34 protein-coding genes are annotated in these 25,377 nt (G+C 69.1%); 8 read left to right on the top strand and 26 right to left on the bottom strand.

Translation table 11 applies throughout. The features are described from left to right. Positions 1–39 precede the first annotated feature (39 nt). The 8 genes from eno (at position 40) to OUY22_RS13655 (ending at position 10,566) form a co-directional block, all read left to right on the top strand. Positions 40–1,317, top strand: coding sequence for a phosphopyruvate hydratase (gene eno, locus OUY22_RS13685; RefSeq protein ID WP_270155280.1), 1,278 nt, complete (start codon positions 40–42; stop codon positions 1,315–1,317). An 84-nt stretch (positions 1,318–1,401) separates the two neighbouring features. Next, the gene (locus OUY22_RS13680; RefSeq protein WP_270155279.1) at positions 1,402–1,950 is read left to right on the top strand and encodes a septum formation initiator family protein; all 549 of its coding nucleotides are present in this window, start codon (positions 1,402–1,404) and stop codon (positions 1,948–1,950) included. Next, positions 1,940–2,428, top strand: a complete 489-nt coding sequence (locus tag OUY22_RS13675) for a DUF501 domain-containing protein (protein ID WP_333486674.1) — start codon at positions 1,940–1,942, stop codon at positions 2,426–2,428. Before OUY22_RS13680 ends, OUY22_RS13675 begins: the two co-directional genes overlap by 11 nt. Beyond that, the gene (locus tag OUY22_RS13670) at positions 2,416–3,363 is read left to right on the top strand and encodes a Ppx/GppA phosphatase family protein (protein WP_270155300.1); all 948 of its coding nucleotides are present in this window, start codon (positions 2,416–2,418) and stop codon (positions 3,361–3,363) included. Before OUY22_RS13675 ends, OUY22_RS13670 begins: the two co-directional genes overlap by 13 nt. A 175-nt stretch (positions 3,364–3,538) precedes the next feature. Then, positions 3,539–4,984 carry a hypothetical protein gene (locus tag OUY22_RS13665; protein ID WP_270155277.1) on the top strand — a complete coding sequence of 482 codons (1,446 nt, stop codon included), beginning with the start codon at positions 3,539–3,541 and terminating at the stop codon, positions 4,982–4,984. 54 nt (positions 4,985–5,038) lie between these two features. Further along, on the top strand, positions 5,039–5,200 hold the full coding sequence (locus OUY22_RS36775) for a CAP domain-containing protein (RefSeq protein ID WP_333486673.1): 162 nt from the start codon (positions 5,039–5,041) through the stop codon (positions 5,198–5,200). A 24-nt stretch (positions 5,201–5,224) separates the two neighbouring features. Further along, positions 5,225–6,559 (top strand): hypothetical protein, encoded by a 1,335-nt coding sequence (locus OUY22_RS13660; RefSeq protein ID WP_270155276.1) that lies wholly within the window; start codon positions 5,225–5,227, stop codon positions 6,557–6,559. A 2,741-nt stretch (positions 6,560–9,300) separates the two neighbouring features. Next, positions 9,301–10,566 (top strand): hypothetical protein, encoded by a 1,266-nt coding sequence (locus OUY22_RS13655; RefSeq protein ID WP_270155275.1) that lies wholly within the window; start codon positions 9,301–9,303, stop codon positions 10,564–10,566. A 14-nt stretch (positions 10,567–10,580) separates the two neighbouring features. Here the strand turns inward: OUY22_RS13655 and truA are convergent, their stop codons facing one another. From truA to rplP, 26 genes are all read right to left on the bottom strand, one after another. Continuing rightward, a complete protein-coding gene (gene truA / locus OUY22_RS13650; protein WP_270155298.1) occupies positions 10,581–11,432 on the bottom strand; it encodes a tRNA pseudouridine(38-40) synthase TruA in 852 nt (283 codons plus the stop codon). 91 nt (positions 11,433–11,523) lie between these two features. After that, on the bottom strand, positions 11,524–12,090 hold the full coding sequence (gene rplQ / locus OUY22_RS13645) for a 50S ribosomal protein L17 (RefSeq protein WP_270155274.1): 567 nt from the start codon (positions 12,088–12,090) through the stop codon (positions 11,524–11,526). A 141-nt stretch (positions 12,091–12,231) separates the two neighbouring features. Then, positions 12,232–13,248 carry a DNA-directed RNA polymerase subunit alpha gene (locus tag OUY22_RS13640; RefSeq protein ID WP_090930437.1) on the bottom strand — a complete coding sequence of 339 codons (1,017 nt, stop codon included), beginning with the start codon at positions 13,246–13,248 and terminating at the stop codon, positions 12,232–12,234. A gap of 105 nt (positions 13,249–13,353) precedes the next feature. Next, positions 13,354–13,980, bottom strand: a complete 627-nt coding sequence (gene rpsD / locus OUY22_RS13635) for a 30S ribosomal protein S4 (RefSeq protein WP_270155273.1) — start codon at positions 13,978–13,980, stop codon at positions 13,354–13,356. A 19-nt stretch (positions 13,981–13,999) separates the two neighbouring features. Further along, positions 14,000–14,404 carry a 30S ribosomal protein S11 gene (gene rpsK / locus OUY22_RS13630; protein ID WP_020542285.1) on the bottom strand — a complete coding sequence of 135 codons (405 nt, stop codon included), beginning with the start codon at positions 14,402–14,404 and terminating at the stop codon, positions 14,000–14,002. Positions 14,405–14,527: 123 nt separating this feature from the next. Continuing rightward, on the bottom strand, positions 14,528–14,908 hold the full coding sequence (gene rpsM / locus OUY22_RS13625) for a 30S ribosomal protein S13 (RefSeq protein WP_148036797.1): 381 nt from the start codon (positions 14,906–14,908) through the stop codon (positions 14,528–14,530). Between the two features lie 217 nt (positions 14,909–15,125). Continuing rightward, positions 15,126–15,239, bottom strand: a complete 114-nt coding sequence (gene rpmJ / locus OUY22_RS13620; protein ID WP_003956441.1) for a 50S ribosomal protein L36 — start codon at positions 15,237–15,239, stop codon at positions 15,126–15,128. 23 nt (positions 15,240–15,262) lie between these two features. Beyond that, positions 15,263–15,484: a translation initiation factor IF-1 gene (infA, locus tag OUY22_RS13615; RefSeq protein ID WP_012887858.1), complete on the bottom strand. Its 222-nt coding sequence runs from the start codon at positions 15,482–15,484 to the stop codon at positions 15,263–15,265. 308 nt (positions 15,485–15,792) lie between these two features. Further along, entirely contained in the window at positions 15,793–16,212 is a 420-nt protein-coding gene (locus OUY22_RS13610; protein ID WP_270155269.1) for a hypothetical protein, read from the bottom strand. Positions 16,213–16,324: 112 nt separating this feature from the next. Then, entirely contained in the window at positions 16,325–16,732 is a 408-nt protein-coding gene (locus tag OUY22_RS13605) for a DUF1707 SHOCT-like domain-containing protein (protein WP_270155267.1), read from the bottom strand. Between the two features lie 42 nt (positions 16,733–16,774). Beyond that, positions 16,775–17,578, bottom strand: a complete 804-nt coding sequence (map, locus tag OUY22_RS13600) for a type I methionyl aminopeptidase (RefSeq protein WP_270155266.1) — start codon at positions 17,576–17,578, stop codon at positions 16,775–16,777. A gap of 109 nt (positions 17,579–17,687) precedes the next feature. Further along, positions 17,688–18,338, bottom strand: a complete 651-nt coding sequence (locus OUY22_RS13595; RefSeq protein WP_270155265.1) for an adenylate kinase — start codon at positions 18,336–18,338, stop codon at positions 17,688–17,690. Continuing rightward, positions 18,338–19,648: a preprotein translocase subunit SecY gene (gene secY, locus OUY22_RS13590; RefSeq protein ID WP_270155264.1), complete on the bottom strand. Its 1,311-nt coding sequence runs from the start codon at positions 19,646–19,648 to the stop codon at positions 18,338–18,340. Before secY ends, OUY22_RS13595 begins: the two co-directional genes overlap by 1 nt. Before the next feature lie 168 nt (positions 19,649–19,816). Continuing rightward, positions 19,817–20,272: a 50S ribosomal protein L15 gene (gene rplO / locus OUY22_RS13585; RefSeq protein ID WP_270155263.1), complete on the bottom strand. Its 456-nt coding sequence runs from the start codon at positions 20,270–20,272 to the stop codon at positions 19,817–19,819. Positions 20,273–20,274: 2 nt separating this feature from the next. After that, positions 20,275–20,457: a 50S ribosomal protein L30 gene (gene rpmD, locus OUY22_RS13580; protein WP_049572666.1), complete on the bottom strand. Its 183-nt coding sequence runs from the start codon at positions 20,455–20,457 to the stop codon at positions 20,275–20,277. Positions 20,458–20,459: 2 nt separating this feature from the next. Further along, positions 20,460–21,089: a 30S ribosomal protein S5 gene (gene rpsE, locus OUY22_RS13575; protein WP_270155262.1), complete on the bottom strand. Its 630-nt coding sequence runs from the start codon at positions 21,087–21,089 to the stop codon at positions 20,460–20,462. Positions 21,090–21,120: 31 nt separating this feature from the next. Continuing rightward, positions 21,121–21,504, bottom strand: a complete 384-nt coding sequence (gene rplR / locus OUY22_RS13570) for a 50S ribosomal protein L18 (protein WP_270155261.1) — start codon at positions 21,502–21,504, stop codon at positions 21,121–21,123. 2 nt (positions 21,505–21,506) lie between these two features. Then, positions 21,507–22,049, bottom strand: coding sequence for a 50S ribosomal protein L6 (gene rplF, locus OUY22_RS13565; protein WP_270155260.1), 543 nt, complete (start codon positions 22,047–22,049; stop codon positions 21,507–21,509). A gap of 16 nt (positions 22,050–22,065) precedes the next feature. Then, positions 22,066–22,464, bottom strand: a complete 399-nt coding sequence (gene rpsH / locus OUY22_RS13560) for a 30S ribosomal protein S8 (protein ID WP_270155259.1) — start codon at positions 22,462–22,464, stop codon at positions 22,066–22,068. 187 nt (positions 22,465–22,651) lie between these two features. Beyond that, positions 22,652–22,837 (bottom strand): type Z 30S ribosomal protein S14, encoded by a 186-nt coding sequence (locus OUY22_RS13555; RefSeq protein ID WP_195901251.1) that lies wholly within the window; start codon positions 22,835–22,837, stop codon positions 22,652–22,654. Positions 22,838–22,841: 4 nt separating this feature from the next. Continuing rightward, on the bottom strand, positions 22,842–23,417 hold the full coding sequence (rplE, locus tag OUY22_RS13550; protein ID WP_270155258.1) for a 50S ribosomal protein L5: 576 nt from the start codon (positions 23,415–23,417) through the stop codon (positions 22,842–22,844). Further along, a complete protein-coding gene (rplX, locus tag OUY22_RS13545; protein WP_270155297.1) occupies positions 23,417–23,728 on the bottom strand; it encodes a 50S ribosomal protein L24 in 312 nt (103 codons plus the stop codon). Before rplX ends, rplE begins: the two co-directional genes overlap by 1 nt. An 8-nt stretch (positions 23,729–23,736) precedes the next feature. Then, positions 23,737–24,108, bottom strand: a complete 372-nt coding sequence (rplN, locus tag OUY22_RS13540; RefSeq protein ID WP_270155256.1) for a 50S ribosomal protein L14 — start codon at positions 24,106–24,108, stop codon at positions 23,737–23,739. A gap of 262 nt (positions 24,109–24,370) precedes the next feature. Beyond that, positions 24,371–24,658 (bottom strand): 30S ribosomal protein S17, encoded by a 288-nt coding sequence (gene rpsQ / locus OUY22_RS13535; protein ID WP_270155255.1) that lies wholly within the window; start codon positions 24,656–24,658, stop codon positions 24,371–24,373. Then, positions 24,651–24,887 (bottom strand): 50S ribosomal protein L29, encoded by a 237-nt coding sequence (gene rpmC, locus OUY22_RS13530; RefSeq protein WP_080047279.1) that lies wholly within the window; start codon positions 24,885–24,887, stop codon positions 24,651–24,653. Before rpmC ends, rpsQ begins: the two co-directional genes overlap by 8 nt. Continuing rightward, positions 24,887–25,306 carry a 50S ribosomal protein L16 gene (gene rplP / locus OUY22_RS13525; protein ID WP_270155254.1) on the bottom strand — a complete coding sequence of 140 codons (420 nt, stop codon included), beginning with the start codon at positions 25,304–25,306 and terminating at the stop codon, positions 24,887–24,889. Before rplP ends, rpmC begins: the two co-directional genes overlap by 1 nt. Between the last annotated feature and the right edge of the window lie 71 nt (positions 25,307–25,377).

The following is a 25,377-nucleotide window of genomic DNA, read 5'->3' as shown; positions in this document are numbered from 1 at the left end:
GCCGAACGCATATTGCCTATCGATTCAGGAGCGCATCCCGTGGCTACCATCGAGGTCGTTTACGCTCGCGAGATCCTCGACTCCCGGGGCAACCCCACGGTCGAGGTGGACGTGGTGCTCGACGACGGCAGCACCGGCCGGGCGGCGGTGCCCAGCGGCGCGTCCACCGGCCAGTTCGAGGCCGTCGAGCTGCGTGACGGCGACGAGCGTTACGGCGGCAAGGGCGTGCGCAAGGCCGTGCTGGCCGTGACCGACGAGATCTTCGACGAGATCCACGGTGTCGAGGCCGAGGACCAGCGCATCGTCGACCAGATCATGATCGATCTGGACCGTACGCCGAACAAGGCCAAGCTGGGCGCTAACGCGATCCTCGGGGTCTCGCTGGCCGTGGCCAAGGCCGCCGCCGACAGCGCCGACCTGCCGCTCTTCCGCTACCTCGGCGGCCCCAACGCCCACCTGCTGCCGGTGCCGATGATGAACATCCTCAACGGCGGCGCGCACGCCGACACCAACGTCGACATCCAGGAGTTCATGATCGCGCCGATCGGCGCCGAGACGTTCGGCGAGGCGGTGCGCATGGGCACCGAGGTCTACCAGGCGCTCAAGAAGGTGCTGAAGGAGAAGGGCTACGCGACCGGCCTCGGTGACGAGGGCGGGTTCGCGCCCAACCTGCCGTCCAACCGCGACGCGCTCGACCTGATCCTGGTGGCGATCGAGCGGGCGGGCTACACCCCCGGCGACGACGTGGCGCTGGCGCTCGACGTGGCGGCCACCGAGTTCCACAAGGACGGCGTCTACACGATCGACGGCAAGGGCCTGTCGACCCAGGAGCTGATCGCCTTCTACACCGACCTGGTCGACAACTACCCGCTGGTCTCCATCGAGGACCCGCTCGACGAGGAGGACTGGGAGGGCTGGAAGGCCATCACGGCCGCGCTCGGCGACCGGGTGCAGCTCGTCGGCGACGACCTGTTCGTGACCAACCCCGAGCGGCTGGCCCGCGGCGTCGGGGAGGGCACCGGCAACGCCCTGCTGGTCAAGGTCAACCAGATCGGCACGCTCACCGAGACGTTCGACGCGGTCGACCTGGCCCACCGCAGCGGCTACCGGTGCATGATGAGCCACCGCTCCGGCGAGACCGAGGACACCACGATCGCCGACCTGGCGGTGGCGACCAACTGCGGCCAGATCAAGACCGGCGCCCCGGCCCGCTCCGACCGGGTCGCGAAGTACAACCAGCTGCTGCGCATCGAGGAGCTCCTCGACGACGCCGCCCGTTACGCGGGTCGCGCGGCGTTCCCGCGTTTCCGGCGCTAGTTTCGGGTAGCCCGCGGCGGAACGTCGCCGCCGCGGGCTTTCGTACGCGAAGTGGCGGCTCGTACGCGAAGTGGGGGTTCGGACGTGGCGAAGAGGCCGCAGCTGACGGGGCGGGCCGCGATCCTCGCGGTGGTGGTCTGCGCGATCGCGATGAGCCTGGCCTACCCCGTCCGCACCTACATCGCGCAGCGCCGCGACATCGCCGAGCTGCGCGAGGAGAGGTCCAGGGTGGAGGCCGAGCGGCAGCGGCTGCTGGCCGAGAGCCGCCAGGTCAGCGACCCCAACTGGGTCAAGCGCACGGCCAAGGAGCGGCTCCACTACTGCGGCGAGGGCGAGCGGTGCTTCGTGGTGATGGACCAGGACCCGGGCGAGGGGCAGGCGGCGGCGGCGCGGCCCGCGCAGCAGCCGCCGTGGTACCAGACGTTGTGGGAGTCGGTCCAGGCGGCCGACAGCGGCACCGGCAGGCGCGCGACGGAGCGGCCCGCCGACGAGACCCCCGACGAGCCCCCCGGCCAGGTCACCGAGGAGGACTCGGGGCAGGACCCCGGCAAGGACTCCCGGAAGGACTCCGAGCAGGACCGTGAACAGGACCGTGAGCAGGTCACCGAGCAGAGGGAAAGCGTTGGACAGTAAGGACGTCGAGGCCGTCGGGAGACAGCTCGGCCGGCCGCCCCGCGCGCTGCGCCGGGTGGCGCACCGCTGCCCGTGCGGGAACCCCGACGTGGTGGAGACCGCGCCGCGGCTGGGCGACGGCGCCCCGTTCCCCACGCTCTACTACCTGACCTGCCCGCGGGCCGCGTCGGCGATCGGCACGCTGGAGAGCTCCGGGATGATGCGCGAGATGCAGGACAGGCTGGCCGGCGACCCGGAGCTGGCGGCCGCCTACCAGGCCGCTCACGACTCCTACGTGGCCAGGCGCGACGAGGTCGCCGAGGAGGAGGGCCTGGAGCCGCTGCCGCCCGGCACGCAGAGCGCGGGCGGCATGCCGCTGCGGGTCAAGTGCCTGCACGCGCTCGTCGCGCACGAGCTCGCGGCCCCGGGAAGCAACCCGTTCGGCAGGGAGGCGCTGGAGGCCCTCCCCGACTGGTGGAGTGACGGATCATGCGTGTAGCCGCCGTCGACTGCGGCACCAACTCTGTACGACTGCTCGTGGCCGACGTCGGCGAGAGCGACCTGGCCGACGTCGAGCGGCGGATGGAGATCGTACGGCTGGGTCAGGGCGTCGACCGCACCGGGCGGCTGGCGCCGGAGGCGCTGGAGCGCACGTTCGCCGCGATGCGCGGCTATCGGGAGCTGATCGACCTCCACGGCGCGACGACCACCCGTGTGGTGGCCACCAGCGCCACCCGTGACGCGGCCAACCGGCAGGAGTTCACCGACGGGGTCCGGGAGATCTTCGGGGTCGAACCCGAGGTGGTCTCGGGGTCGGAGGAGGCCGAGCTGTCGTTCACCGGCGCCACCAGGGGGCTGGTGCGGCTGTCTCCGGAGACCGAGGTCCCCCAGGGGCCGCTGCCGCCCTACCTGGTGGTCGACATCGGCGGGGGTTCGACGGAGTTCGTGGTGGGGTCGGAGCACGCGGAGGCGGCGCTCTCGGTCGACAGCGGCTGCGTCCGGCTGACCGAGCGTCATGTGGCCGACGGCGACCCGCCGTCGGCGGGGGCGCTGGGGGCGATGGTGGCCGACATCGAGGCCGCGCTCGACCGCGTCGAGGACAAGGTGCCGGTACGCGAGGCGCACACGCTGGTGGGGCTGGCCGGTTCGGTCACGACGGTGGCGGCGGTCGCGCTAGGCCTGCCCGCCTACCTGCCGGAACGGATCCACCACGCGCGCGTCCCCGGTGAGCAGGTGCACGAGGTGACCCGGCGGCTGCTGGCGATGACCCATGAGGAGCGGGCGGCGCTGCCGGTGATGCACCCGGGCCGGGTGGACGTCATCGGGGCGGGCGCCCTCATTTTGGACCGGATCGTCCAACGGTTCGGATTCGCACAGGTTGTCGTGAGCGAACACGACATTTTGGACGGAATCGCCTGGTCTATAGCCGAATAAGTCGCGGAATCAACACATTTCTTCGGCCATAACGTATTGAATGCGCATTCACCCTTGTGCTTAAGTGATCCTTGCAGTAACGGGGGCTTTGCCATATGGCCGGGCAGAGATGAGTGTCGGCGTGGCAACCGTTCCCGTGTGCGTTCTTTCTCTCACGGAATGGAGTCACTCTCCTATGAAGTCCTCTGCCTTAGCGCGGAAGGTGGCCGCCCTCGCGTCCACCGCCGTGCTGGCCGGTCTGGTCGCCGGCCTGTCGGCCGGCCCCGCGCAGGCGGCCACCGCCGCCAAGCCGCGGGTCAAGCCGAAGGTGTCGGTCTCGACGCCGAAGGCGTCCGACCGCGACTACCAGGGCTCGTGCCCGGCGAACATCACGTTCTCGGCCACGGTCAAGGTCAAGCTCAAGGGCAAGACCACGCTCGCCTACCGCTGGCTCCACGGCGACGGCTCCCGGAGCAAGGTCAGCACCGTCAAGGTGTCGGGCAACGGCACCAAGGCGATCAAGCTCTCCGAGAAGGCCACCTTCAACAGTGACGTCAAGGGCTGGCAGCGGCTTGAGGTGCTCAGCCCGCGCAAGGTCGTCTCCAAGAAGGGCTACTTCTCGGTCGACTGCGTGGCACTCAAGGGCGTCCGCACCGACAAGGACCTGCGGGTCCGGGCCCGGGCCTGGGCCAGCCCGTCCGAGTACGTGGGCTACTGCACCCCCGGCTCGAAGATCGACTTCGTGGGCAGGATCTCCGTGAACCGGCCGGCGTGGGTCCGTTACCGCTGGGTGGTCAACGGCAGGACGGCCGACTACGGCAAGATCAAGGTGTACGACTCGCGCAAGGTCGGCGTGGGCTTCTCGCCCCGCCACAGCCATCGCGGCTCGGCGGTCCTGGAGGTGCTCGGCCCGGACCGTACGGTCTCCAACCGCGCGTACTACTCGGTCCACTGCAAGTCGTACACCCCCGCGCCCTCTCCCCGGGTCAAGGTCGACGCCTCGAACCTGGTGACGGCGACCAACCACGACGGCTGCAAGCTGAGCGCGCACGCCACGGTGAGCGCCAGCGGCGCCGACCGGGTCCGATTCGTGTGGTCGGTGAACGGCGAGGTCGTCGACTCCGGTTCCACCACCTTCCACCGCGGCGGCTCCAAGACGGTGAACCTCTCCGAGAGGGCGCTCTCGGGTGCGGCGAAGAACGGCGGCAAGGTCCGCCTGGCGGTCTTCGGCTCCAAGGACGGCGACTCCGTCTCGCAGTCCTACGCCGCCTGCGAGGCCCCGAAGCCGACGATCTCCGTCTCGTCCGTCGCGGTGACGGGCCAGCGCAACGAGATGTGCGCGGACAAGCGGGGTCCGGGCGTCGACTTCAAGGCGACGCTCAAGAGCACCGGTCCGGCCACCGTCCAGTACTACTGGGTGGTCGACGGCAAGCGTGACAGCGGCACGCTGGAGCGCAAGGTCGACGGCAACCTCGACGTGACCTGGGCGGTCGGCGGCGCCCACGGCGCCTCGGTGACCGAGGGCTCGATCGAGCTCGTCGTCGTCGGCCCCGACGCCGCCTCTTCGGGCAAGACACAGTTCAACGCGACCTGCCCGGCTCCGGCGCCCGCGCAGAGCGAGAAGGCCGAGCAGCCCGCCTGACCGGCCGAGTGTGAGCCGGGCGGCGTGGCCGACCGGCTGAGGTGAGGCCGGGCGGTGTCCGGCCGGCTGATCCTGAACCGGGGGGGGGGCGGGGGGGGGCCCCCCCCCCCCGACCACCGCCGCAACATGCTCAACTGCGACTTCAACGCCATCGGCGTCGGCGTGGTGTCGGGCCCTGGCGGGCCTTGGTGGACGCAGGATTTCGGACGTTCGTGACCACCTTCACGGTAATGTCTCCGCATGGGTTTTCCCGAGGAACCGCAAACCGGCACAGACGGCACCCCGCGTCGTTCTCGTAGAGACCGCCAGCCACCGGCCGACTCCGGCTTCTTCACGCCCGCCCAGCAGGGCGCCGACGGACAGCCGCCGACCGGCGGATTCCCTCCGGCCGGTGACGCCTTCGCACCCCGCCAGCAGGGCCCGTCCGGCCCCTTCGGCGCGGGCGATCGGGGAGCCGCCGGCCCGCGAGGCCCTTCCGACCCGCTCGCCGGTCCGCCCACCGGCCCGCTGGGCGCCCCGATCCCCCTCGCCACCGGCCCGCAGGGGCCCCCGAGGAACCCGTCCGACCCCTTCGCCACCGGCCCCTCCGACGCGTTCATGCCGAGCAACCGGAAGCCGCCGCCCGGCGCCCCGCAGCCCACGGAGGCGTTCACCACCGCGAACGCGCAGCAACCGCCTGCCGGTCCCCCCGCGGACGCCCCGCTGCCCGGCGGCGACGAGCCCAAGGACGCCGGTCGCGGCAGGCGCGGCAGGTCCAAGGCAGCCAAGGCCACCAAGACGGACAAGGCCGACCAGGCGGACAGCCCCGACAAGCCGGAGCAGACGGAGAAGGTCACCCCCCGGACCTGGAGCCCGTACGACGAGGGCCCCCGCTCCCGCGGCCCGCTGTGGGCCTCGCTCGCCGGCCTCGGCGTGCTCGCGCTGCTCGGCGGCGGCCTGGCGGTGATGTTCAACGCGGACGACCCCGCCGCCGTGTCCAGCACGGCCCAGCGCACCTCCGCCCCGCTCCCCTCGGCCCCGCCCGGCGAGTTCGGTTACGCGGGCAGCCGCAGCACCGACCCCGACCCGCTCACGCTGAAGGAGCTCTTCGGGTCCAAGAAGATCACCGCTTCGGGTCGCTCGTACGAGATGACGGTCACCAGCAAGGACAAGAAGTGCGGCGACGGCGTGCTCGGCGAGAAGATCACGAAGGCCCTCACGTCGGCCAAGTGCACCCAGATGATGCGGGCCAGCTTCCGTGACAAGAAGGGTGAGATCATCGGCACGGTCGGCGTGGCCAACCTCAGCACGACCAAGAACGCCGCCAGGGTGGCCAAGTCCGGCGACAAGTCCAACTACGTCAAGCCCCTCGCGGGCAAGGACGAGGTGACCAAGTTCCTCGGCTCCGGCAGCGGCGGCGCCAAGGTGTGGACCCACGGCCACTACGCGGTCCTGGTCTGGTTCCAGAACAAGGACGGCTCCGAGCCTGACAAGAACGCCTCCAAGCGTCTCTTCCAGGCGGCCGACGACGTCACCAAGGCGACGGTCTTCAAGGCTCTCGACGTGAGGACGCTGACGGGCGCCCGCGCGGCCTGAACCTTCACTTCGTACGCGAAATCCCACAAAAGTGACGATTCATAAGGCCCGGAACACTCATACCGAGAGAACGATCTAGGGACTCTCGCTACGCTCGCCTTATGCGTGGCCAGGGACCCGGGTCAGGGCACGAGCGCAGGGAGGCGGGCGGCGCACCTCCGACGCCCCCGCCGAGCTTCGGTCGTCAGCAACCCAGCGAGCAGGGGGGTCCACCGGCATACCCGGACGACCCCTCGGCGCGAGCCTGGCTCACGGTCGAGGGCGAACCACCGCGCGAGGACGCCTGGCAGCCCGCGGGCGCCGCCCCCGCCGAGACCTGGCTCTCCGTCGACGACTCCGACGCCGCCCCCTCAGGCGTACGGGACACCACCCCGGCCGCACCGCCCGTACGAGACGTACCGGCCACCGGCGCCCCCCACGCACGAGACAGCGAGGGCATGCGAGACACCGGCCCCCTTCCGCCACAGGACAGCGGCTCTTCAGACGTACGCGACGGCGCCGCGGGCCCGCCCGCCCGGCACGGCGGCGAGCCGGCTCCTCCGCCCTTCCCCGGCGCCCAGCCCTGGGAGGTGCAGGCCGCGGAGGGTGCGACGTACGACTGGTTCGCGGACGACGAGGAGTCGTCCACGAGCGTCTCCGTCGTCCCGCCCGTCATCTCCCAGCCGCCGAAGAGCTCCTGGGGCAAGCCCGCCGACCTCGGCGGCACGCGCTGGGGGCCTCCCCAGGCGTTCACCGCCGCGGCCGCCGGCATGCAGGTATGGCCGACGCCCGTCACCGACTCCCCCGCCATGCCGCCATGGCCGGCCGCCACCGGCGAGCTCGGACCCGACGACGACACCCCCGCGCCCCATCCGTACGAGCGCGCCCCCCAGACCGGCGATCACCACGCTCACCCGTACGAACGCGGCCCCCGGCAGGAGACGCCGCCCGGGCGTGGCGGCCAGAGAGACGAGCGCGAGACGGGGCCGTACGAACACGGCCCCCAGCCCGACCAGCACGAGACCCGCCCCTACGGACGCATCCCCCACAGCGGGGACCCCCACCACGGACACGCACCCCTCAGCGGCGATCCCCACCACGGGCAGGCGCCCCAGCACGAGACCCGCCCTTACGGACGCATCCCCCAGAGCGGCGATCACCGGGTCGCCGGGGAGGATGACGCCCCGTCCGTGCGCCCGCCCTGGGGACCGACTCCGACTCCGCCCGGCGAGCCCTCGGCCGTGGGAGGCTGGACAGTCGGGCCGATCAGCTGGGGCGAATCCGCCGACCGGCATCCCGACCCCGCGTCGGCCTCCGACAGCTGGGGAGCCGAACCGGTGCCGTCAGGGCCGTCGCGTTACTTCGACCCGGACGCGATGGCGGCGCGGCCCGTGCCTCTCAGTGCGCCCACCCCCGCCGACCACGACCCGGCTCCGCCTTCCGAGAACGAAGCCCGCCCGCCGTACGGGCTGGACGCGGAGGAGCTCTACCCGGTGGAGGACCCCAGGCCGCCCTACGGCGTGGAGCCGGCCCGTCCTTCCTACGACCAGGACCTGGACGCCGATCGGGAGCAGGGCGCCGAAGGGCCGACCCGACCGGGCCGCGTGCCACCGTTCGCGCGGAAGGCGGGGATGCCGGTGGCGTCGCCTGGCCGGAAGGGGCCGCCGGCGCCGCTGTTCGACCCGAAGCTCTCCCCCGCCGCCCAGCAGGGCACAGTCCCCCCGCCTGCCCCCGGGATGGCGGGCGATCCCGCCCAGGGCGACCCCACACCCCAGCAGTCCACAAGCGGCGCGCATGCCCTCGCCGCACCCACCGCCGAACACGGCGCTCCCACGGACCAGTCCCCAGTCAGCGCTCCGCCCACCCCCGAGACCGGCCCTTACGCCGACCGGCACGCACCGGACGGCTCTCCGACCCACGGCGGGCGCACTGCCGACCGCTCCCCCGGCAGCGCTCCGCCCACCGCCGAGGTCGGCCCTGGCGTCGGCCGGTCCGCGCCGGACGGCGCTCATGGTGGCGGGACTCCCCTCCAGGGCGGCCCCTCGGGCGGCGTTCGTCCCCCCGACACGTCCCCTGCCACGGATGGCTCCGAGACCGCGCATGAACCTCGGAGGAGGCATACGGGTCGCCGGACCGAACCGAACGACATTCCCGTCTGGCCGCCCCCCGCCCCGGAGGAGCGCGACCAGCTCGACCTGCCGTTCGCGTCCGAGGTCTGGGGGCGCCGGCCCGCCTCTTCAGGGTCCGGCGCGAACGCGCCGGCGCCCAGGGAAGACGCCGAGCCCGGGCAGCGGGAGGCCGTCTCTCTCCAGGCCGAGCGCCCGGCCGGTGACAGCCCCCAGCCCACGGCTGGAGGCGACGCGCAGTCCACGGCTGGAGGCGGCGCGCAGCCAACGGTCGAACACGGCGCTCGGTCCACGGCCGGAGGCGGCGCTCGGTCCACGGCTGAAGGTGGCGCTCAGCCGTCGACCCCCGCCTCCCGGACGCCTGTCGAAGGTGGCCCCGCCCGACCCGGAGCTGACCCGCGTCCTCCTGCCGGAGGCGGCCAGGAGACTCCAGCCGATCCTGGACCGCAGACCTTGGGCAGCGTGATCCAAGGGGTTCCGGTTCCGCCTCCAGGCGGCTTCGGCGCCCCTCCGCCCCAAGCCGGAGGTGTGACCCCAGGCGGAGGTACGCCGCAAGCCGGACATACGCCGCAAGCCGGAGGTGTGGCCCAGGGCGGGGGTACGCCCCGCGGTGGACCGGGGACCCCGCTGGGTTCCGTGGCGCCCTCTCCGACCGCTGGCGACACGCCGCTCACCCCGGGCCACGTTCGACCGGCCGAGGGCGCGCCCCCCTCTGGGCGGCAGACCAACGCCGCCCCGCCCCACTCCGGTCGACAGACCTCCACCGGCCCGGCCCCGGGCGCGCCGAACGGCAATCCCGGGGCACCGCGCTCCGCCGGCCCCGTTCAGGGCGCCGCCGGCGCGACGAGCCCGGCTCAGGGCGGCCTCGTCCCACCGCAGGGATCGCCACCCGGCAAGCTCGTCCCCCGCCGCTCGCCCGCCGAGGGCGGACCCACCGGCCTGCCGCCCGCACGACCCGGGCGACCACCGGCGCCAGGTGAACTCGCCGGACGGCCACCCCGGCAGGGCGAGCTGACGCCCCTGAGCCAGCGCGCCCTGCGCAAGAGCGGTCCAGGGCAGGGCGGCCCGGGTCAGAGCAGCCCAGGGCAGGGCAGCCCAGGGCAGGGCGGCCCAGGCCAGGGCGGTCCCTTCGGGCAGTCGCTCGGGTCCATCCAGGTCCAGGAGCCACCGAAGAGCAAGCGGGCGCTGTTCGCCACGCTCGGCGTGCTGGTGCTCGCCGGGGTCGCCACGGGCGGGTTCTTCGCCGTCCAGTCCGTGAACTCGTCGGCGCCCACGGGCGTGGCCGCGCCCACTTCCGCCCCCACCTCCGCCCCCACGGCGGCCCCCACGGCCGCGCCCTCCGTCACCACCCCCGCGCAGCCGTCCGGCACCTCCATGCTCAACTCGGAGATCACCGATCCGAAGGCGCTGTCGCTCAAGGAGGCGTTCCCGGACAAGAAGGTGGACGCGGCCGGCACCACGTTCACCCGGGTCAAGTCGGAGCTGGACGACGACTGCGCGGACGCCGCGTCGGGCCCGTTCGCGGAGGCGCTGAAGGCGCAGAAGTGCAGCCGCGTGTTGCGCGCCACGTACGTCGACCGCAAGCGCCGCTACGCGGTGACCACCGGCATCGCGGTCCTGCCGAGCAGGGACGCCGCCCTGGAGGTCGACCAGGCCAAGAACCTCGACCGCAACCTGTGGTTCCGCGGCCTGGCGGGCCCCGACGGGTCCGGCGGCGACCGGGTGAACATCGCCGGCGGCTACGCGGCCGGGCTGGTGTGGGGCCGCTACATCGTCTTCAGCTACGCCACCCACGCCGACGGCCACACGCCGACCGGTAAGGAGAAGACCCTGGTCAAGGTGAGCAGCGAGTTCCGTGACGAGACCGCGAAGGTCCTGGAACGCCGCGTCGCCGACAACTGACCTCCGCGGCGGATTCAGAGGGTCAGGGTGCGCACCCGCCGCGTGGTGGTGGCGCGGGCCGCGAGCTCCTCGTCCGGCGGGTAGCGGACCTCTTCCAGGCACAGGCCGTGCGCGGGCGCCACGTGCACCCCGGTGTCGCGTACGCCCGCGGCGAGCACCTGCCCGGGCCACTCGACCGGCCGCCGGCCGTCACCCGCCGCCAGGAGGGAGCCGACGAGGGCCCGTACCATCGAGTGGCAGAACGCGTCGGCCACCACGGTCGCGACCAGGACCCCGTCGCGGTCGCGCGCCCAGTCGAGCCGCTGCAGTTCCCGGATGGTGGTGGCGCCCTCGCGTTTCTTGCAGAACGCGGCGAAGTCGTGCTCGCCGAGCAGCCGGGAGGCGGCGGTGTTCAGCGCGTCCAGGTCGAGCGGGCGGTTGTGCCACAGCACCTCGTGCCGCCGCAGCGGATCGCCACCTCCCGGGGCGTCGCTCACCCGGTACGCGTACCGCCGGGACAAGGCGGAAAAACGCGCGTCGAAGCCCTCAGGGGCCACAGAGACCCGAAAAACACGGACATCGGGGGAAAGGACGCCTCCCAGCCTCCTTACGAGCGCGGCGAGCCGCTCGTCCGTCCCCAGCGCCTCCGGCCGGTTGCCGTCGAGCTGCGCCAGGGCGTCGTCCGGCACGTCCAGGTGCGCCACCTGTCCGCGCGCGTGCACCCCCGCGTCGGTGCGCCCCGCGACGGTCAGCGCCGGGTCCTCCAGCCGCAGGATCCGGCCGAGCGCCAGCTCGATCTCCCCTTGCACGGTACGCAAGGCGGGCTGACGGGCCCAGCCGGAGAACCCGCTCCCGTCGTACCCGAGATCCAGCCGCAGCCGTACCATGATCACCTCCAGACGAAGAAACACACGGTCACGAGGACGACAAAGGGCCCGAACCCCCGATCAAGAGGTCCGGGCCCGTCGGCCTCGTGTCTCAGGCCTCGTCCTTCTTCGCCTCCGGCGCCTCGGCGGCGTCGTCGCTCTTGGCCTCGGCCGGAGCCTCGGCGCTCTCCTCGGTCTCGGCCTTCGCCTCGGTGTCGGCGTCGGTCTTCGCCTCGGTCTGCTCCTGCTGCTCCTGCTGCTCCTCCTGCGCCGGAGCGGCGGGGGCGGCGGCCGGAGCGGAGGTGCGGGTCACCGTGTTCAGCGGCTCGGTCACCAGCTCGATGACGGCCATCGGGGCGTTGTCGCCCTTCCGCGCGCCGATCTTGGTGATCCGGGTGTAGCCGCCGGGACGCTCGGCGAACGTCGTCGCGATCTCGGTGAAGAGGTGGTGGACGACGCCCTTGTCCTTGACGACGGTGAGCACCTGGCGACGGTTGTGGATGTCGCCCTTCTTCGCCTTGGTGATCAGGCGCTCCGCCAGCGGGCGGAGGCGCTTGGCCTTGGTGACCGTCGTGCGGATCTTGCCGTGGCGGAACAGATCGGTGGCCAGGTTGGCCAGGATCAGCCGCTCGTGGGCCGGGCTGCCGCCAAGACGTGCGCCCTTGGTGGGCTTGGGCATTGCTCTCTCCTTGTGAGTTAACCGCCCCGGCCGTGCCAGGTACCGGGGTCGGGCGGGAGGCCGTCGGCGGCCCCCGCGATACGAAGGCCGCGCGGGTGCGGCCTTGCCCGACGGGCCCCCGCGATCAGGGGCCCGCGCGGGTCAGTACTGCTCGGTCTCGACGTACGCGCTGTCGTCGTCGTCGTAGCCGCCGCCGGCCACCGCGCTCGGGTCGAACCCGGGCGGGGAGTCCTTGAGCGCCAGCGACATCTCGTGCAGCTTCTGCTTGACCTCTTCGATCGACTTCGCGCCGAAGTTGCGGATGTCGAGCAGGTCCTGCTCGCTCCGCGCCACCAGCTCGCCCACGGTGTGGATGCCCTCGCGCTTGAGGCAGTTGTACGAGCGGACGGTGAGGTTGAGCTCCTCGATCGGCAGCGCCAGGTCGGCGGCCAGGGCCGCGTCCGTCGGCGACGGGCCGATGTCGATGCCCTCGGCCTCGACGTTGAGCTCACGGGCCAGGCCGAAGAGCTCGACGAGGGTCTTGCCGGCGGAGGCCACCGCGTCGCGGGGCTTCATGGCCGGCTTGGTCTCGACGTCGAGGATGAGCCGGTCGAAGTCGGTGCGCTGCTCGACTCGGGTCGCCTCGACCTTGTAGGTGACCTTGAGGACCGGCGAGTAGATGGAGTCGATCGGGATGCGGCCGATCTCCTGGCCGGGCTGCTTGTTCTGGGCGGCGGAGACATAGCCGCGGCCACGCTCGACCGTCAGCTCCATCTCCAGCTTCGCCTTGCTGTTGAGCGTGGCGATGCGCAGCTCGGGGTTGTGCACCTCGACACCGGCCGGCGGCGCGATGTCGGCGGCGGTGACCTCACCCGGGCCCTGCTTGCGCAGGTACATCACGACCGGCTCGTCGTGCTCGGAGGACACGACGAGTTCCTTGAGGTTGAGGATGATGTCGGTGACGTCTTCCTTGACCCCGGGAACGGTCGAGAACTCGTGCAGCACGCCCTCGATCCGGATGCTCGTCACGGCCGCGCCCGGGATGGACGACAGCAGCGTGCGGCGGAGCGAGTTGCCGATGGTGTAGCCGAAGCCCGGCTCCAGCGGCTCGATGATGAACCGGGAACGCGTCTCGTCGATGGACTCTTCGAGAAGAGTCGGGCGCTGAGCGATCAGCATGTGCGGGTCTCCCCTTTTTCGTGTGGCGCCCGCTATATGACGCCACTCCGATGAAACAGCCTAGTTCTCGTACGGGAACCGTACGAGAACCAGGAAGGCGAGTGACTACTTCGAGTAGTACTCGACGATCAGCTGCTCCTGCACCTGGGTGTCGATCTGCTGCCGGACGGGCAGCTGGTGCACCAGGATGCGGAGCTTGTCCGGCACGACGCCCAGCCAGGCCGGGACGGTGCGCTCGCCGGCGGTGGCGCGGGCCACCTCGTACGGCATCAGGTTGCGCTTGGTCTCGCGCACCTCGATGATGTCGTGCTCGCGCACGCGGTAGGACGGGATGTCCACCTTCTTGCCGTTGACCATGATGTGGCCGTGACGGACCTGCTGGCGGGCGGCGTCACGCGACTGCGCGAAACCGGCGCGGTAGACGACGTTGTCGAGGCGGCTCTCCAGGATCTGGAGGAGAACCTCACCCGACTTGCCGCTCTTGCCCGCGGCTTCCTCGTAGTAGTTGCGGAACTGCTTCTCGAGGACGCCGTAGATGCGGCGGGTCTTCTGCTTCTCGCGAAGCTGAAGCTGGTACTCGGACTCCTTGGGGCGTCCGCGGCCGTGCTCACCCGGCGGGTAAGGACGGATCTCGATGGGGCACTTGGCGGAATCGCACTTGCTGCCCTTGAGGAAGAGCTTGGTCTTCTCCCGGCGGCAGAGCTTGCAGTCCGCGCCCGTGTAACGAGCCATTTCTCTCTATCTCCTGGAATCAGACGCGGCGGCGCTTCGGCGGCCGGCAGCCGTTGTGCGGAACGGGGGTGACGTCCTGGATCGAGCCCACCTCCAGGCCGGTGGCCTGGAGCGAGCGGATCGCGGTCTCCCGGCCGGAGCCGGGGCCCTTGACGAAGACGTCGACCTTGCGCATGCCGTGCTCCATGGCGCGGCGGGCGGCGTTCTCGGCGGCCATCTGAGCGGCGAACGGGGTGGACTTACGCGAGCCCTTGAAGCCCACGTGGCCCGCGCTGGCCCAGGAGATCACGTTCCCGTTGGGGTCGGTGATCGAGACGATCGTGTTGTTGAACGTGCTCTTGATGTGGGCGTGCCCGTGAGCGACGTTCTTCTTCTCCTTGCGGCGCACCTTCTTAGGGGCGCCCTGACGGCTCTTAGGAGGCATTGCTTGCCTTCAACTCCTGAGGTCTTCGGTCCGCGGCTGTGCTGAATGGTCGCGCTTACTCGGCCCTCGCTGGTCACGCGAGCTACCGCTCCCGGGCCTGACCGTTCGCGCTCCGGTGGACTACTACTTCTTGCCGGGCTTCTTCTTGCCGGCCACGGTCTTCTTCTTGCCCTTGCGGGTGCGCGCGTTGGTCTGCGTGCGCTGGCCGTGGACGGGCAGGCCCTTGCGGTGCCGGATGCCCTGGTAGCAACCGATCTCGATCTTGCGTCGGATGTCGGCCTGGACCTCGCGGCGCAGGTCACCCTCGATCTTGAAGTTCGCCTCGATGTAGTCACGCATCGGGACGAGCTCTTGGTCGGAGAGCTGGTGCACGCGGAGGTCGGGGCTCACACCGGTCGCCTGGAGGATCTCCTGGGCGCGGGTGCGGCCGATGCCGTAGATGTAGGTGAGAGCGATCTCCAGCCGCTTGTCGCGGGGGAGGTCGACGCCAACCAGGCGAGCCATGGTGGGCATTCTCCTTCGTTGTGGCGGAGGTCTTGCGCGCCACCTCCCCTCCCCATGCCCGGGGTGAGGGCCCCGGCCTCCGACCGGGGGTCTCCCGAGTGGTCCAGGTCTCTGATGAGACTTGCCTGCCCGGGTGTGACACGCGCTTACGAAGCAGACTTCTCATGCGTCGAGCCCGCACCCTGATCGGGGCGGACTCGGAGAAGCCTTGCGGCGACTAGCCCTGGCGCTGCTTGTGGCGCAGGTTGTCGCAGATCACCATGACGCGACCGTGCCGGCGAATCACCTTGCACTTGTCGCAGATCTTCTTGACGCTCGGCTTTACCTTCATAGTCCTTTGTGTCCTCAGACGTCTTACTTGTATCGGTAGACGATCCGCCCACGACTGAGGTCATAGGGGCTCAGTTCCACGACTACCCGGTCGTCCGGCAGAATCCGGATGTAGTGCATCCGCATCCGTCCGCTGATGTGGGCCAGGACCTTATGGCCGTTGTCGAGCTGCACCCGGAACATGGCGTTCGGGAGCGACTCAACCACAGTGCCCTCGATCTCGATGGCGCCGTCTTTCTTGGCCAAAATCCCTCGCGTTTCACTGATCGATCGTCTGAGGCTCCGGTTCACTAAGCAGCCGCGACCTCACGCTTCGGAGAGAGCGGCGACCGGCAAGGGGCGCCGACGCGTGATAGTCATAGTGAGCCGACTAAGGAGTGTACGACACCGTGGCGGAAAACGCGAAACGCGTGCCAGGTGTCCTGACACAACCACGCCCCAGTCTACCCGAACCGTTCCCCATCTCGGACCATCTCCACCGCGTCCCGCTCCCGGGCATGGAGAAAGGCCCGCCGGGGGTCGGCGGGCCTTCCTCGACGCGAGGGACGTGGCTGCTAGTAGATGCGGTGCACCGAGCCGCAGTACTTGGTGGCGCCGCCCCAGCAGGTGTAGGTGTACAGCTTCTTGATGTTCGACTTGCTCCAGCTGTGGCCGGCCGAGCCGTTCCACCGGTAGAAGTGCTTGCCGGTCCGGCCGTTCTTGTACTCGTACCGGAACCAGACGTACCCGTGCTTGGAGGTGAACTCCTTGCCGTACCACTTCGTGTGGACCTTGCCCTTGAAGGCCCAGGTCTTCCCGTAGGTGTAGGCCTTCTTGTTGCTGGAGTAGTACTTCCCCCAGGTGCCGGCGGTGGCCGACGCCTGGGTGGCGGCCGGGGCGGTGTCGACCTGGGCGGCCTGGGCGGCGGGGGCGAGCGCGAGACCGGTGACGGTCATCGAACCGGCGAGGGCGGCGGCTGCAATGAGCTTGCGCATTTCGGTGTCCTCCGTGAGTCGTGTTCTCGACACCGCTCACGTTAGGAAGCCCGCGCGATATCCATCTGTGGACGAATGCGCACAGTGCACTAGTGCACAGATACCGGGCCCTTCACTCCTCTTTCCCGCTTCTCCCGAAAATGGTGCTGACCAGCAGAATGGCCCCCCAGGGACCCATCACCCAGAGCGGCCACGGATAGGCGAAGTCATCGGAGGCGAGGCTGACGATGAACCAGATGACCCAGTTGATCGCGCTGGCCGCGGCCCACGCGCTCCAGGCCGCCATCATCCCGGGGTGCATGCCGCGCGTGGCGACCGGCTGCGGGGAGATCTTGGCGGGGCGGTTGCGCAGGTCGACGTCCGGCAGGTCCGCGGTGAGCCTGGCCAGCTCGCCGTAGGTCTTGCTCTTGTAGAGCTGTTCGAGCCGCTCGTTGAACTCGTCCATGGTGATGCGGCCTTCGGCGGTGTGTTCACGCAGCACGGCGGCCACCCGATCACGATCGACGTCGGAAGCACGCATCTCGGGACTCTGCGCCATACCCACCCACTCCCGGACTCGCGGCTAAGACTGCGCTAGGCGCTCTTTGCCCCCATCCAAGGCAGTTAGCACCCAAGGACCATTATGAGTCACCGCGACGCTGTGTTCGAAGTGTGCGGAGGGTTTCCCGTCCACCGTCACCACGGTCCAGTCGTCGGCCAGCACCCGCGTCCGCTCCGACCCCAGATTGACCATGGGCTCGATGGCCAGGCACATGCCCGCCTCCAGGACGGGGCCGCGTCCGGGCTTGCCGTGGTTGGCGATCCACGGGTCCATGTGCATCTCGGTGCCGATGCCGTGACCGCCGTACTCGGGCGGGATGCCGAACCTGCCCTGGGACTTGACGTAGCGCTCGATCGCGTGGCCGATGTCGGAGAGGTGGCGGCCGGGCTTCAGCGCCCTGATGCCGGCCCACATCGCCTCCTCGGTGATCCGGATCAGCTCCAGCAGCTTCGGATCCGCCTCGCCCACCGCGACCGTGACGGCGGAGTCGCCGTGCCAGCCGTCCAGGATGGCGCCGCAGTCGATCGCGATGATGTCGCCCTCGCGCAGCTTGCGCGCGGCCGTCGGGATCCCGTGGACCACCTCGTTGTTCACCGAGGCGCAGATCGAGGCGGGAAAGCCCTGGTAGCCCTTGAAGGACGGGATCGCGCCCTCGTCCCTGATCGCCTTCTCCGCGATCACGTCCAGGTCGAGCGGCGTCATGCCGGGCTCGACGGACCGCTTCAGCAGGTCGAGCGTGCGTCCCACCACCAGGCCGGCGGCACGCATCTTCTCCAGCTGCTCAGGCGACTTGATCTGGATTCCATGCTTGTTTCTTTTGAACACGTACGGCACCCCCAAGGGCTTCAACGGGCAACATCGGAGCCCAATTCCCCCACAATAACCGCGAGGTGGCACGGATTTCCGTGCCACCTCCGCGAACAGCCTCGGGAACTCAACCCAGGAACGGACGGATCGCGTCCATGGCCCGCTGGGTGACCTCCTCCACCGGCCCTGTGGCGTCCACGCCGACCAGGGTCCCCTCGTCGGCGTAGTAGGAGATCAGGGGTGCCGTCTGCTCCTGGTAGACCTCCAGGCGGTGCCTGACGGTCTCCTCCTTGTCGTCGTCACGCTGGAACAGCGTGCCGTCGCAGGCGTCACACCGGTCGTCCTGCTTGTCGTCGAACTCCACGTGCCAGATGCGCCCGCACTGGCTGCACGTACGCCGTCCCGCCAGGCGCCTGACCACCTCGTCGTCGTCGACCACGAGCTCCAGCACGAGATCGAGCCCCTGGCCCCAGTCGGCGAGCATCTTCTTGAGAATCTCGGCCTGGGGCACGTTGCGCGGGAAGCCGTCGAGCAGGAACCCGTCCTGCGCGTCGTCCTCCGAGAGGCGGTCACGGACCATGGCGATGGTCACCTGGTCAGGAACCAGGTCACCGCGGTCCATGTAGGTCTTGGCGAGCTTGCCTAGCTCCGTGCCCCCGGAGACGTTGGCACGGAAGATGTCACCTGTCGAGATCTTCGGGATGGACAGGTTCGATGCTATGTACTGGGCCTGGGTCCCTTTACCCGCTCCAGGGGGCCCGACGAGAACGAGACGCACTACCGCAGGAAGCCTTCGTAGTTACGCTGCTGCAGCTGGCTCTCGATTTGCTTGACCGTGTCCAGGCCGACACCAACCATGATCAGAATGCTCGTCCCTCCGAACGGGAAGTTCTGGCTCGCACCGGCCACCGCGAGCGCGACGATCGGGACCATGGAGATCAGACCCAGATAGAGCGCACCGGGCGTGGTCAGGCGGGTGAGCACGAAGTTGAGGTACTCAGCCGTCGGCCGGCCCGGACGGATGCCCGGAATGAACCCACCGTACTTCTTCATGTTGTCGGACACTTCAGTGGGGTTGAAGGTGATGGACACGTAGAAGTAGGTGAAGAAGACGATCAGGAGGAAGAACGTCGCCATGTAGATCGGCGTGTCACCGGTCGCCAGGTTCTGCGAGATCCACTGGATGACCACGTTGGGGTCTTCGGCGTTCGCGAACAGCGAGGTGATCAGCTGCGGCAGGTAGAGCAGCGACGAGGCGAAGATGACCGGGATGATGCCGGCCTGGTTGACCTTCAGCGGGATGTACGTCGACGTGCCGCCGTACATCCGGCGCCCGACCATCCGCTTGGCGTACTGCACCGGGATCCGGCGCTGCGCCTGCTCGACGAAGACCACGGCGGCCACGAGGAAGACGCCGACCACGAGCACGGCCGCGAAGGTGAACTTGTTCGCCTGGAAGATGTTGGCCATCTCGGACGGGAAGATCGACACGACCGAGGTGAAGATCAGGATCGACATGCCGTTGCCGACGCCACGATCCGTGATGAGCTCGCCCAGCCACATGATCACAGAGGTGCCCGCGGTCATGATGACGACCATGGTCACGATCTGGAAGATGTTGTCGGGGTCGAGCAGCACGTTCTGCTGACAGTTCGGGAACAACTGCCCGGACCGGGCCAGAGCGATGAACGCGGTCGACTGGAGGACGCCGAGTGCGATGGTCAGGTAACGCGTGTACTGCGTGATCTTGGTCTGACCGGACTGGCCCTCCTTCTTGAGCGCTTCGAGTCGCGGGATGACGACGACCAGCAGCTGAAGGATGATGCTCGCGGTGATGTAGGGCATGATGCCCAGCGCGAACACTGAAAGTTTCAGAAGGGCGCCGCCGCTGAACAGCTGCACCATTCCGTAGACGTTTCCGTTGGCGCCTTCGCGGGCCTGGTCGAAGCAGGCCGCCAGATTCTGAACGTGAACGCCCGGAGTCGGAAGAACCGAGCCGAGACGGAACAGCGCGATGATGCCCAGGGTGAAGAGCAACTTCTTGCGCAGGTCCGGCGTCCGGAACGCCCGGGTAAACGCGGTCAGCACGGTCCCTCCTGCGCGCCTATGAGGCGATGTGAGTATGCGATGGTGCGGGGATCTGCCATCTGAGTCTCAGGTCAAATCGAGCAGGACAGAATCCTGCCGTCTCGCGAACTCTAACGCACTACGTGCGTGGGGGCCCATTGTCAGAGCCCCCACGCGCCGTAATTGCTCTTACAGCTCGGTCACGGAACCGCCGGCGGCGGCGATCTTCTCCTTCGCGGCGTTCGAGAAGGCATGCGCCTGCACGTTCACCGCGACCGAGATCTCCCCGGTGCCCAGGACCTTGACCGGCTGGTTCTTGCGGACAGCGCCCTTGGCGACCAGCGCCTCGACGGTGACGTCGCCACCGTCGGGGAACAGTTCGCCGAGCCTGTCGAGGTTGACGACCTGGTAGGTCGTCTTGAACAGGGCGTTGGAGAAGCCCTTGAGCTTCGGCAGACGCCTCTGCAGCGGCACCTGACCACCCTCGAAGCCGAGGGGGACGGTCGTGCGGGCGTGGCTGCCCTTGGTGCCGCGACCGGCGGTCTTGCCCTTCGACGCCTCGCCGCGACCCTTGCGGATCTTCGGCTTGTTGGCGCCGGGGGCCGGACGCAGGTCGTGAATCTTCAGCGGAGCCTTGTCAGTCATGACTAGTCGACCTCTTCCACCACGACGAGGTGCGTCACCACGGACACCATCCCGCGAATCTCGGGACGGTCCTCCTTGACGACGACGTCGCCGATTCGCTTCAGGCCAAGCGAGCGCAGCGAGTCACGCTGGTTCTGCTTGCCACCGATCTTCGAGCGAACCTGAGTGATCTTCAGGCGTGCCACGACTAGCTCACCGCCTTAGCGGCCGCGGCCTCGGCGATGCCCTCGCGCTGGGCCTTGAGCATCCGGGCCGGAGCCACGTCCTCGATCGGCAGGCCACGGCGGGCGGCGATCTCCTCGGGCCGGGAAAGGCCCTTCAGAGCCGCCACGGTGGCGTGCACGATGTTGATCGGGTTGTCGGAGCCGAGCGACTTCGACAGCACGTCGTGGATGCCGGCCGCCTCCAGGACCGCGCGCACCGGGCCGCCGGCGATGACGCCGGTACCGGCGGACGCCGGACGCAGGAAAACGACACCGGCCGCCTCCTCGCCCTGCACGGTGTGCGGGATCGTGCCCTGGATGCGGGGCACCTTGAAGAAGTGCTTCTTCGCCTCTTCGACGCCCTTGGCGATGGCGGCCGGGACTTCCTTGGCCTTGCCATAGCCGACGCCGACCAGGCCGTTGCCGTCACCGACGACGACGAGGGCGGTGAAGCTGAAGCGACGACCACCCTTCACGACCTTGGCCACTCGGTTGATCTTCACTACGCGCTCGATGTACGAGACGCCCTTGTCGGCGGCGCCACCGCGGCGATCGTCACGACGGTCCCGCCGCTCGCCACCGGTGCCGCCACCGCGACGCGGAGCTGCAGCCATCAGTGGTTCCTCATCTCAGCATTTGCGGTCATTAGAACTCGAGCCCGCCTTCGCGAGCGCTGTCCGCCAGAGCGGCGATGCGCCCGGCATAGCGGTTGCCACCGCGGTCGAACACGACAGCGGTGATCCCGGCTTCCTTGGCCCGCTGAGCGAGGAGCTCGCCGACCTTCTTCGCCTTCTCGGTCTTGTCCGCCTCCAGCGAACGCAGCGAGGGGTCCATGGTGGACGCGCTCACCAGCGTGTGGCCGACCGTGTCGTCCACGATCTGGACGAACATGTGGCGGGTCGAGCGGTTGACGACCAGGCGCGGACGCTGGGCCGTACCGACGACCTGCTTGCGGACGCGGCGGTGACGGCGGGCCCGCGAGACGGTGCGGGCAGCCGTGTGCTTGCCGAACGCAGTCTTCGGAGCCATGCCTACTTACCAGCCTTTCCGACCTTGCGGCGGATCTGTTCGCCCTGGTAGCGCACGCCCTTGCCCTTGTACGGGTCGGGCTTGCGCAGCTTGCGGATGTTGGCGGCGACCTCGCCGACCTTCTGCTTGTCGATGCCGTCCACGTGGAACAGGGTCGGCTTCTCGACGCGGAAGGTGACGCCCTCGGGGGCGTTCACGACGACCGGGTGGCTGAAGCCCAGCGAGAACTCCAGCTGCGTCGGGCCCTTGGCCTGGACGCGGTAACCGACACCGACGATCTCCAGGGACTTGGAGTAGCCCTGCGTGACGCCCTGCACCATGTTGGCGATCAGCGTCCGCGACAGCCCGTGCAGCGCGCGGACCTTGTTCTCGTCGCTGGGACGGGTCACCTCGATGGCGCCGTCGTCGTCGCGACCCACCTTGATGGGCTCGGCGATCTTGTGAGTGAGCGTGCCCTTCGGGCCCTTGACCTGGACATCCTGGCCGTCGATCGTGATGTCTACGCCACTGGGCACAGGGATGGGCAGCCGTCCGATACGTGACATGCTGTGTTCCTCCCCTCTACCAGACGTAGGCGAGGACTTCCCCGCCCACACCACGCTTGCCGGCCTGCTTGTCGGTCATGAGACCGTGTGACGTCGAGATGATCGCGACGCCCAGTCCGCCCAGGACTCGAGGCAGGTTGTCCTTCTTCGCATAGACCCGCAGACCGGGCTTGGAAACCCGGCGCAGGCCCGCCAGCGAACGCTCACGGCTCGGCCCGAACTTGAGCTCCACCACGAGGTTCTTGCCGACCTTGGCGTCTTCGACGGTCCAGGCCTGGATGTAGCCCTCCTGCTGGAGGATCTCGGCGATGTGCGCCTTGATCTTCGAGTACGGCATCGACACGCTGTCGTGGTACGCCGAGTTCGCATTACGCAGACGCGTGAGCATGTCTGCGATCGGGTCGGTCATCGTCATGGCCAGTGGCCTTCCTCGCCGCGGTTTCCAGTCGGCCGAGTGTCAGTGGAGTGCACTGCTCTGCCGGTGGACCTTCGGCGCGGTCATGGGAGCTCTCGGCGAGAGCTCCCGGGTTTTTGACATTTACAGATATGTACGGCGGGCGATCACCCGGTGGGGGACGACGAACGCCATCCCCCAAGGGTAACTACCAGCTGGACTTGGTGATGCCAGGCAGCTCGCCCCGGTGCGCCATCTCACGGAAGCAGACGCGGCACAGGCCGAACTTCCTGTAGACGGCGCGCGGGCGCCCGCAGCGCGAGCAGCGGGTGTAGGCGCGCACATCGAACTTCTGCTTGCGCCCCGCCTTGGCGATCAGCGACTTCTTCGCCATTGGATCAGGCCTCCTTGAAGGGGAAGCCGAGAAGCTTGAGCAGCGCCCGGCCCTGGTCGTCGTTCTTCGCGGTGGTCACGATCGTGATGTCCATGCCCCGCGGCCGGTCCACCTTGTCCTGGTCGACCTCGTGGAACATGACCTGCTCGGTCAGGCCGAACGTGTAGTTGCCGTTGCCGTCGAACTGCTTCGGCGACAGGCCGCGGAAGTCCCGGATCCGGGGCAGGGCCAGCGCCAGCAGCCGGTCGAGGAACTCCCACATGCGGTCACCGCGGAGCGTGACGTGCGCGCCGATCGGCATGCCCTCGCGCAGCTTGAACTGGGCGATGGACTTGCGGGCCCGGACGACGGCCGGCTTCTGGCCGGTGATCACGGTCAGGTCGCGGACGGCGCCTTCGATCAGCTTCGAGTCGCGGGCCGCCTCGCCGACACCCATGTTGACCTTGATCTTCACCAGGCCGGGGATCTGCATGACGTTCTCGATGCCGAACTCCTCGCGAAGCTTGGCCGCGATCTCCTCGCGGTACTTCGTCTTGAGGCGCGGCGTCGGACGCTCGGTCTCAGTGGTCGTAGCAGTCATCAGCTGTCCTCACCCGTCTCGTCGGCCTTGTCAGCCTTCTTGTCGGCGGGCTTGTCGGCGGCCTTGTCCTTGGCGCTGTCGTCCTTGAGCTTCTTCACGTTGCTCACGTGAATGGGAGCCTCCATGGTCTGCACGCCGCCCGTCTTGGCGCCACGCGGACCCTGGTTGGTCTCCTTGGTGTGCTTCTTGATCATGTTGACGCCCTCGACCACCACGCGGTCCTCGCGCGGCAGCGTGGCGATGACCCGGCCCTTGGCGCCCTTGTCCTTGCCGGCGATGACGGTGACGAGGTCACCCTTCTTCACATGCAGCTTCGGCATTACAGCACCTCCGGGGCGAGCGAGATGATGCGCATGAACTTCTTGTCGCGCAGCTCACGGCCGACCGGGCCGAAGATACGGGTGCCCCGAGGGTCACCGCTGTCCTTGATGATGACGGCGGCGTTCTCGTCGAAGCGGATGTAGGAGCCGTCGGGCCGGCGGCGCTCCTTGGCGGTGCGGACGATGACGGCCTTGACGACATCGCCCTTCTTGACGCCCGTGCTGCCGGGCAGGGCGTCCTTGACAGTGGCGACGATGATGTCGCCGATACCGGCGTAGCGTCGGCCCGAGCCGCCGAGCACACGGATGCAGAGAATCTCCTTGGCACCCGTGTTGTCGGCGACTTTGAGCCGCGACTCCTGCTGGATCACGTTGACTCCTGTTAGTCGCGCCGGTTCTCACGGCGGAAGCACGCTTCCTCGTGAGCCTGGCGGAACCCGATATGGTCTTGGTCCCCCGGCCACACACCCGCAGGAGGCTCTGTCCCGGACTCCCCGGCCCGAAGGCTCGGGAAGCCCGGAGGACTCGCCTCCTGGGGCCGCACCGCAGGCGACGCGAGGCCTGACGGCCCCGCGTCCTTGGACGCCGTCATGGGGGTGCGACCCCCACGAGGCGCGGTATATCCGAGAAAACCTACTTGGCCTTCTCGAGGATCTCCACGACCCTCCACCGCTTGGTGGCGGAGAGGGGGCGGGTCTCCATCAGAAGCACACGGTCGCCCACGCCGCAGGCGTTGGACTCGTCGTGCGCCTTGTACTTGGTCGTACGGCGGATGACCTTGCCGTACAGCCGGTGCTTGACCCGGTCCTCGACGGCGACGACGACGGTCTTGTCCATCTTGTCGCTCACGACCAGGCCCTCGCGAACCTTGCGGAAGTTCCGCTGGTCGTTCGCCGTCTCGGTGGTCTCGGTCTCAGCCATCGCTCGTCTCCTTCTCGACCGTGACGATGCCGAGCTCGCGCTCGCGCATCACGGTGTAGATACGGGCGATCTCGCGGCGGACGGCGCGCAGCCGCCCGTGGCTCTCCAACTGACCGGTCGCCGCCTGGAAGCGGAGGTTGAACAGCTCCTCCTTCGCCTCCTTCAGCTTCTGGACCAGGGTGTCCTGGTCCTCCACCCGCAGCTCTCCGGCGGTCAGGCCCTTAGCCATCACGCCTCACCCACTTCACGCTTAACAATCTTGCACTTCATGGGCAGCTTGTGGATCGCGCGCTGAAGTGCCTCACGCGCGATCGGCTCCGCCACGCCGGAAAGCTCGAACATCACGCGTCCGGGCTTGACGTTGGCGATCCACCACTCCGGCGAACCCTTGCCGGAACCCATGCGGGTCTCGGCCGGCTTCTTGGTGAGCGGACGGTCGGGGTAGATGTTGATCCACACCTTCCCACCACGGCGGATGTGACGGGTCATGGCGATACGGGCCGACTCGATCTGGCGGTTGGTCACGTAGGAGTGCTCAATCGCCTGAATGCCGTACTCGCCGAACACGACCCTGGTGCCGCCCTTGGCGGCTCCGCTGCGGTCGGGCCGGTGCTGCTTGCGGTGCTTGACCCTGCGCGGGATCAGCATGGTCAGCTCCCTTCAGCACCCGGCTGCGCGGCCGGGCCGGTCTCGGGGGCGGCCTGCGCGGCCGCCTCAGT

Source organism: Nonomuraea corallina (assembly GCF_027620315.1).
GTDB lineage: Bacteria > Actinomycetota > Actinomycetes > Streptosporangiales > Streptosporangiaceae > Nonomuraea > Nonomuraea corallina.
Note: the sequence above shows the minus strand (reverse complement) of the source record. Positions and strands in the feature narration are given on the sequence as shown.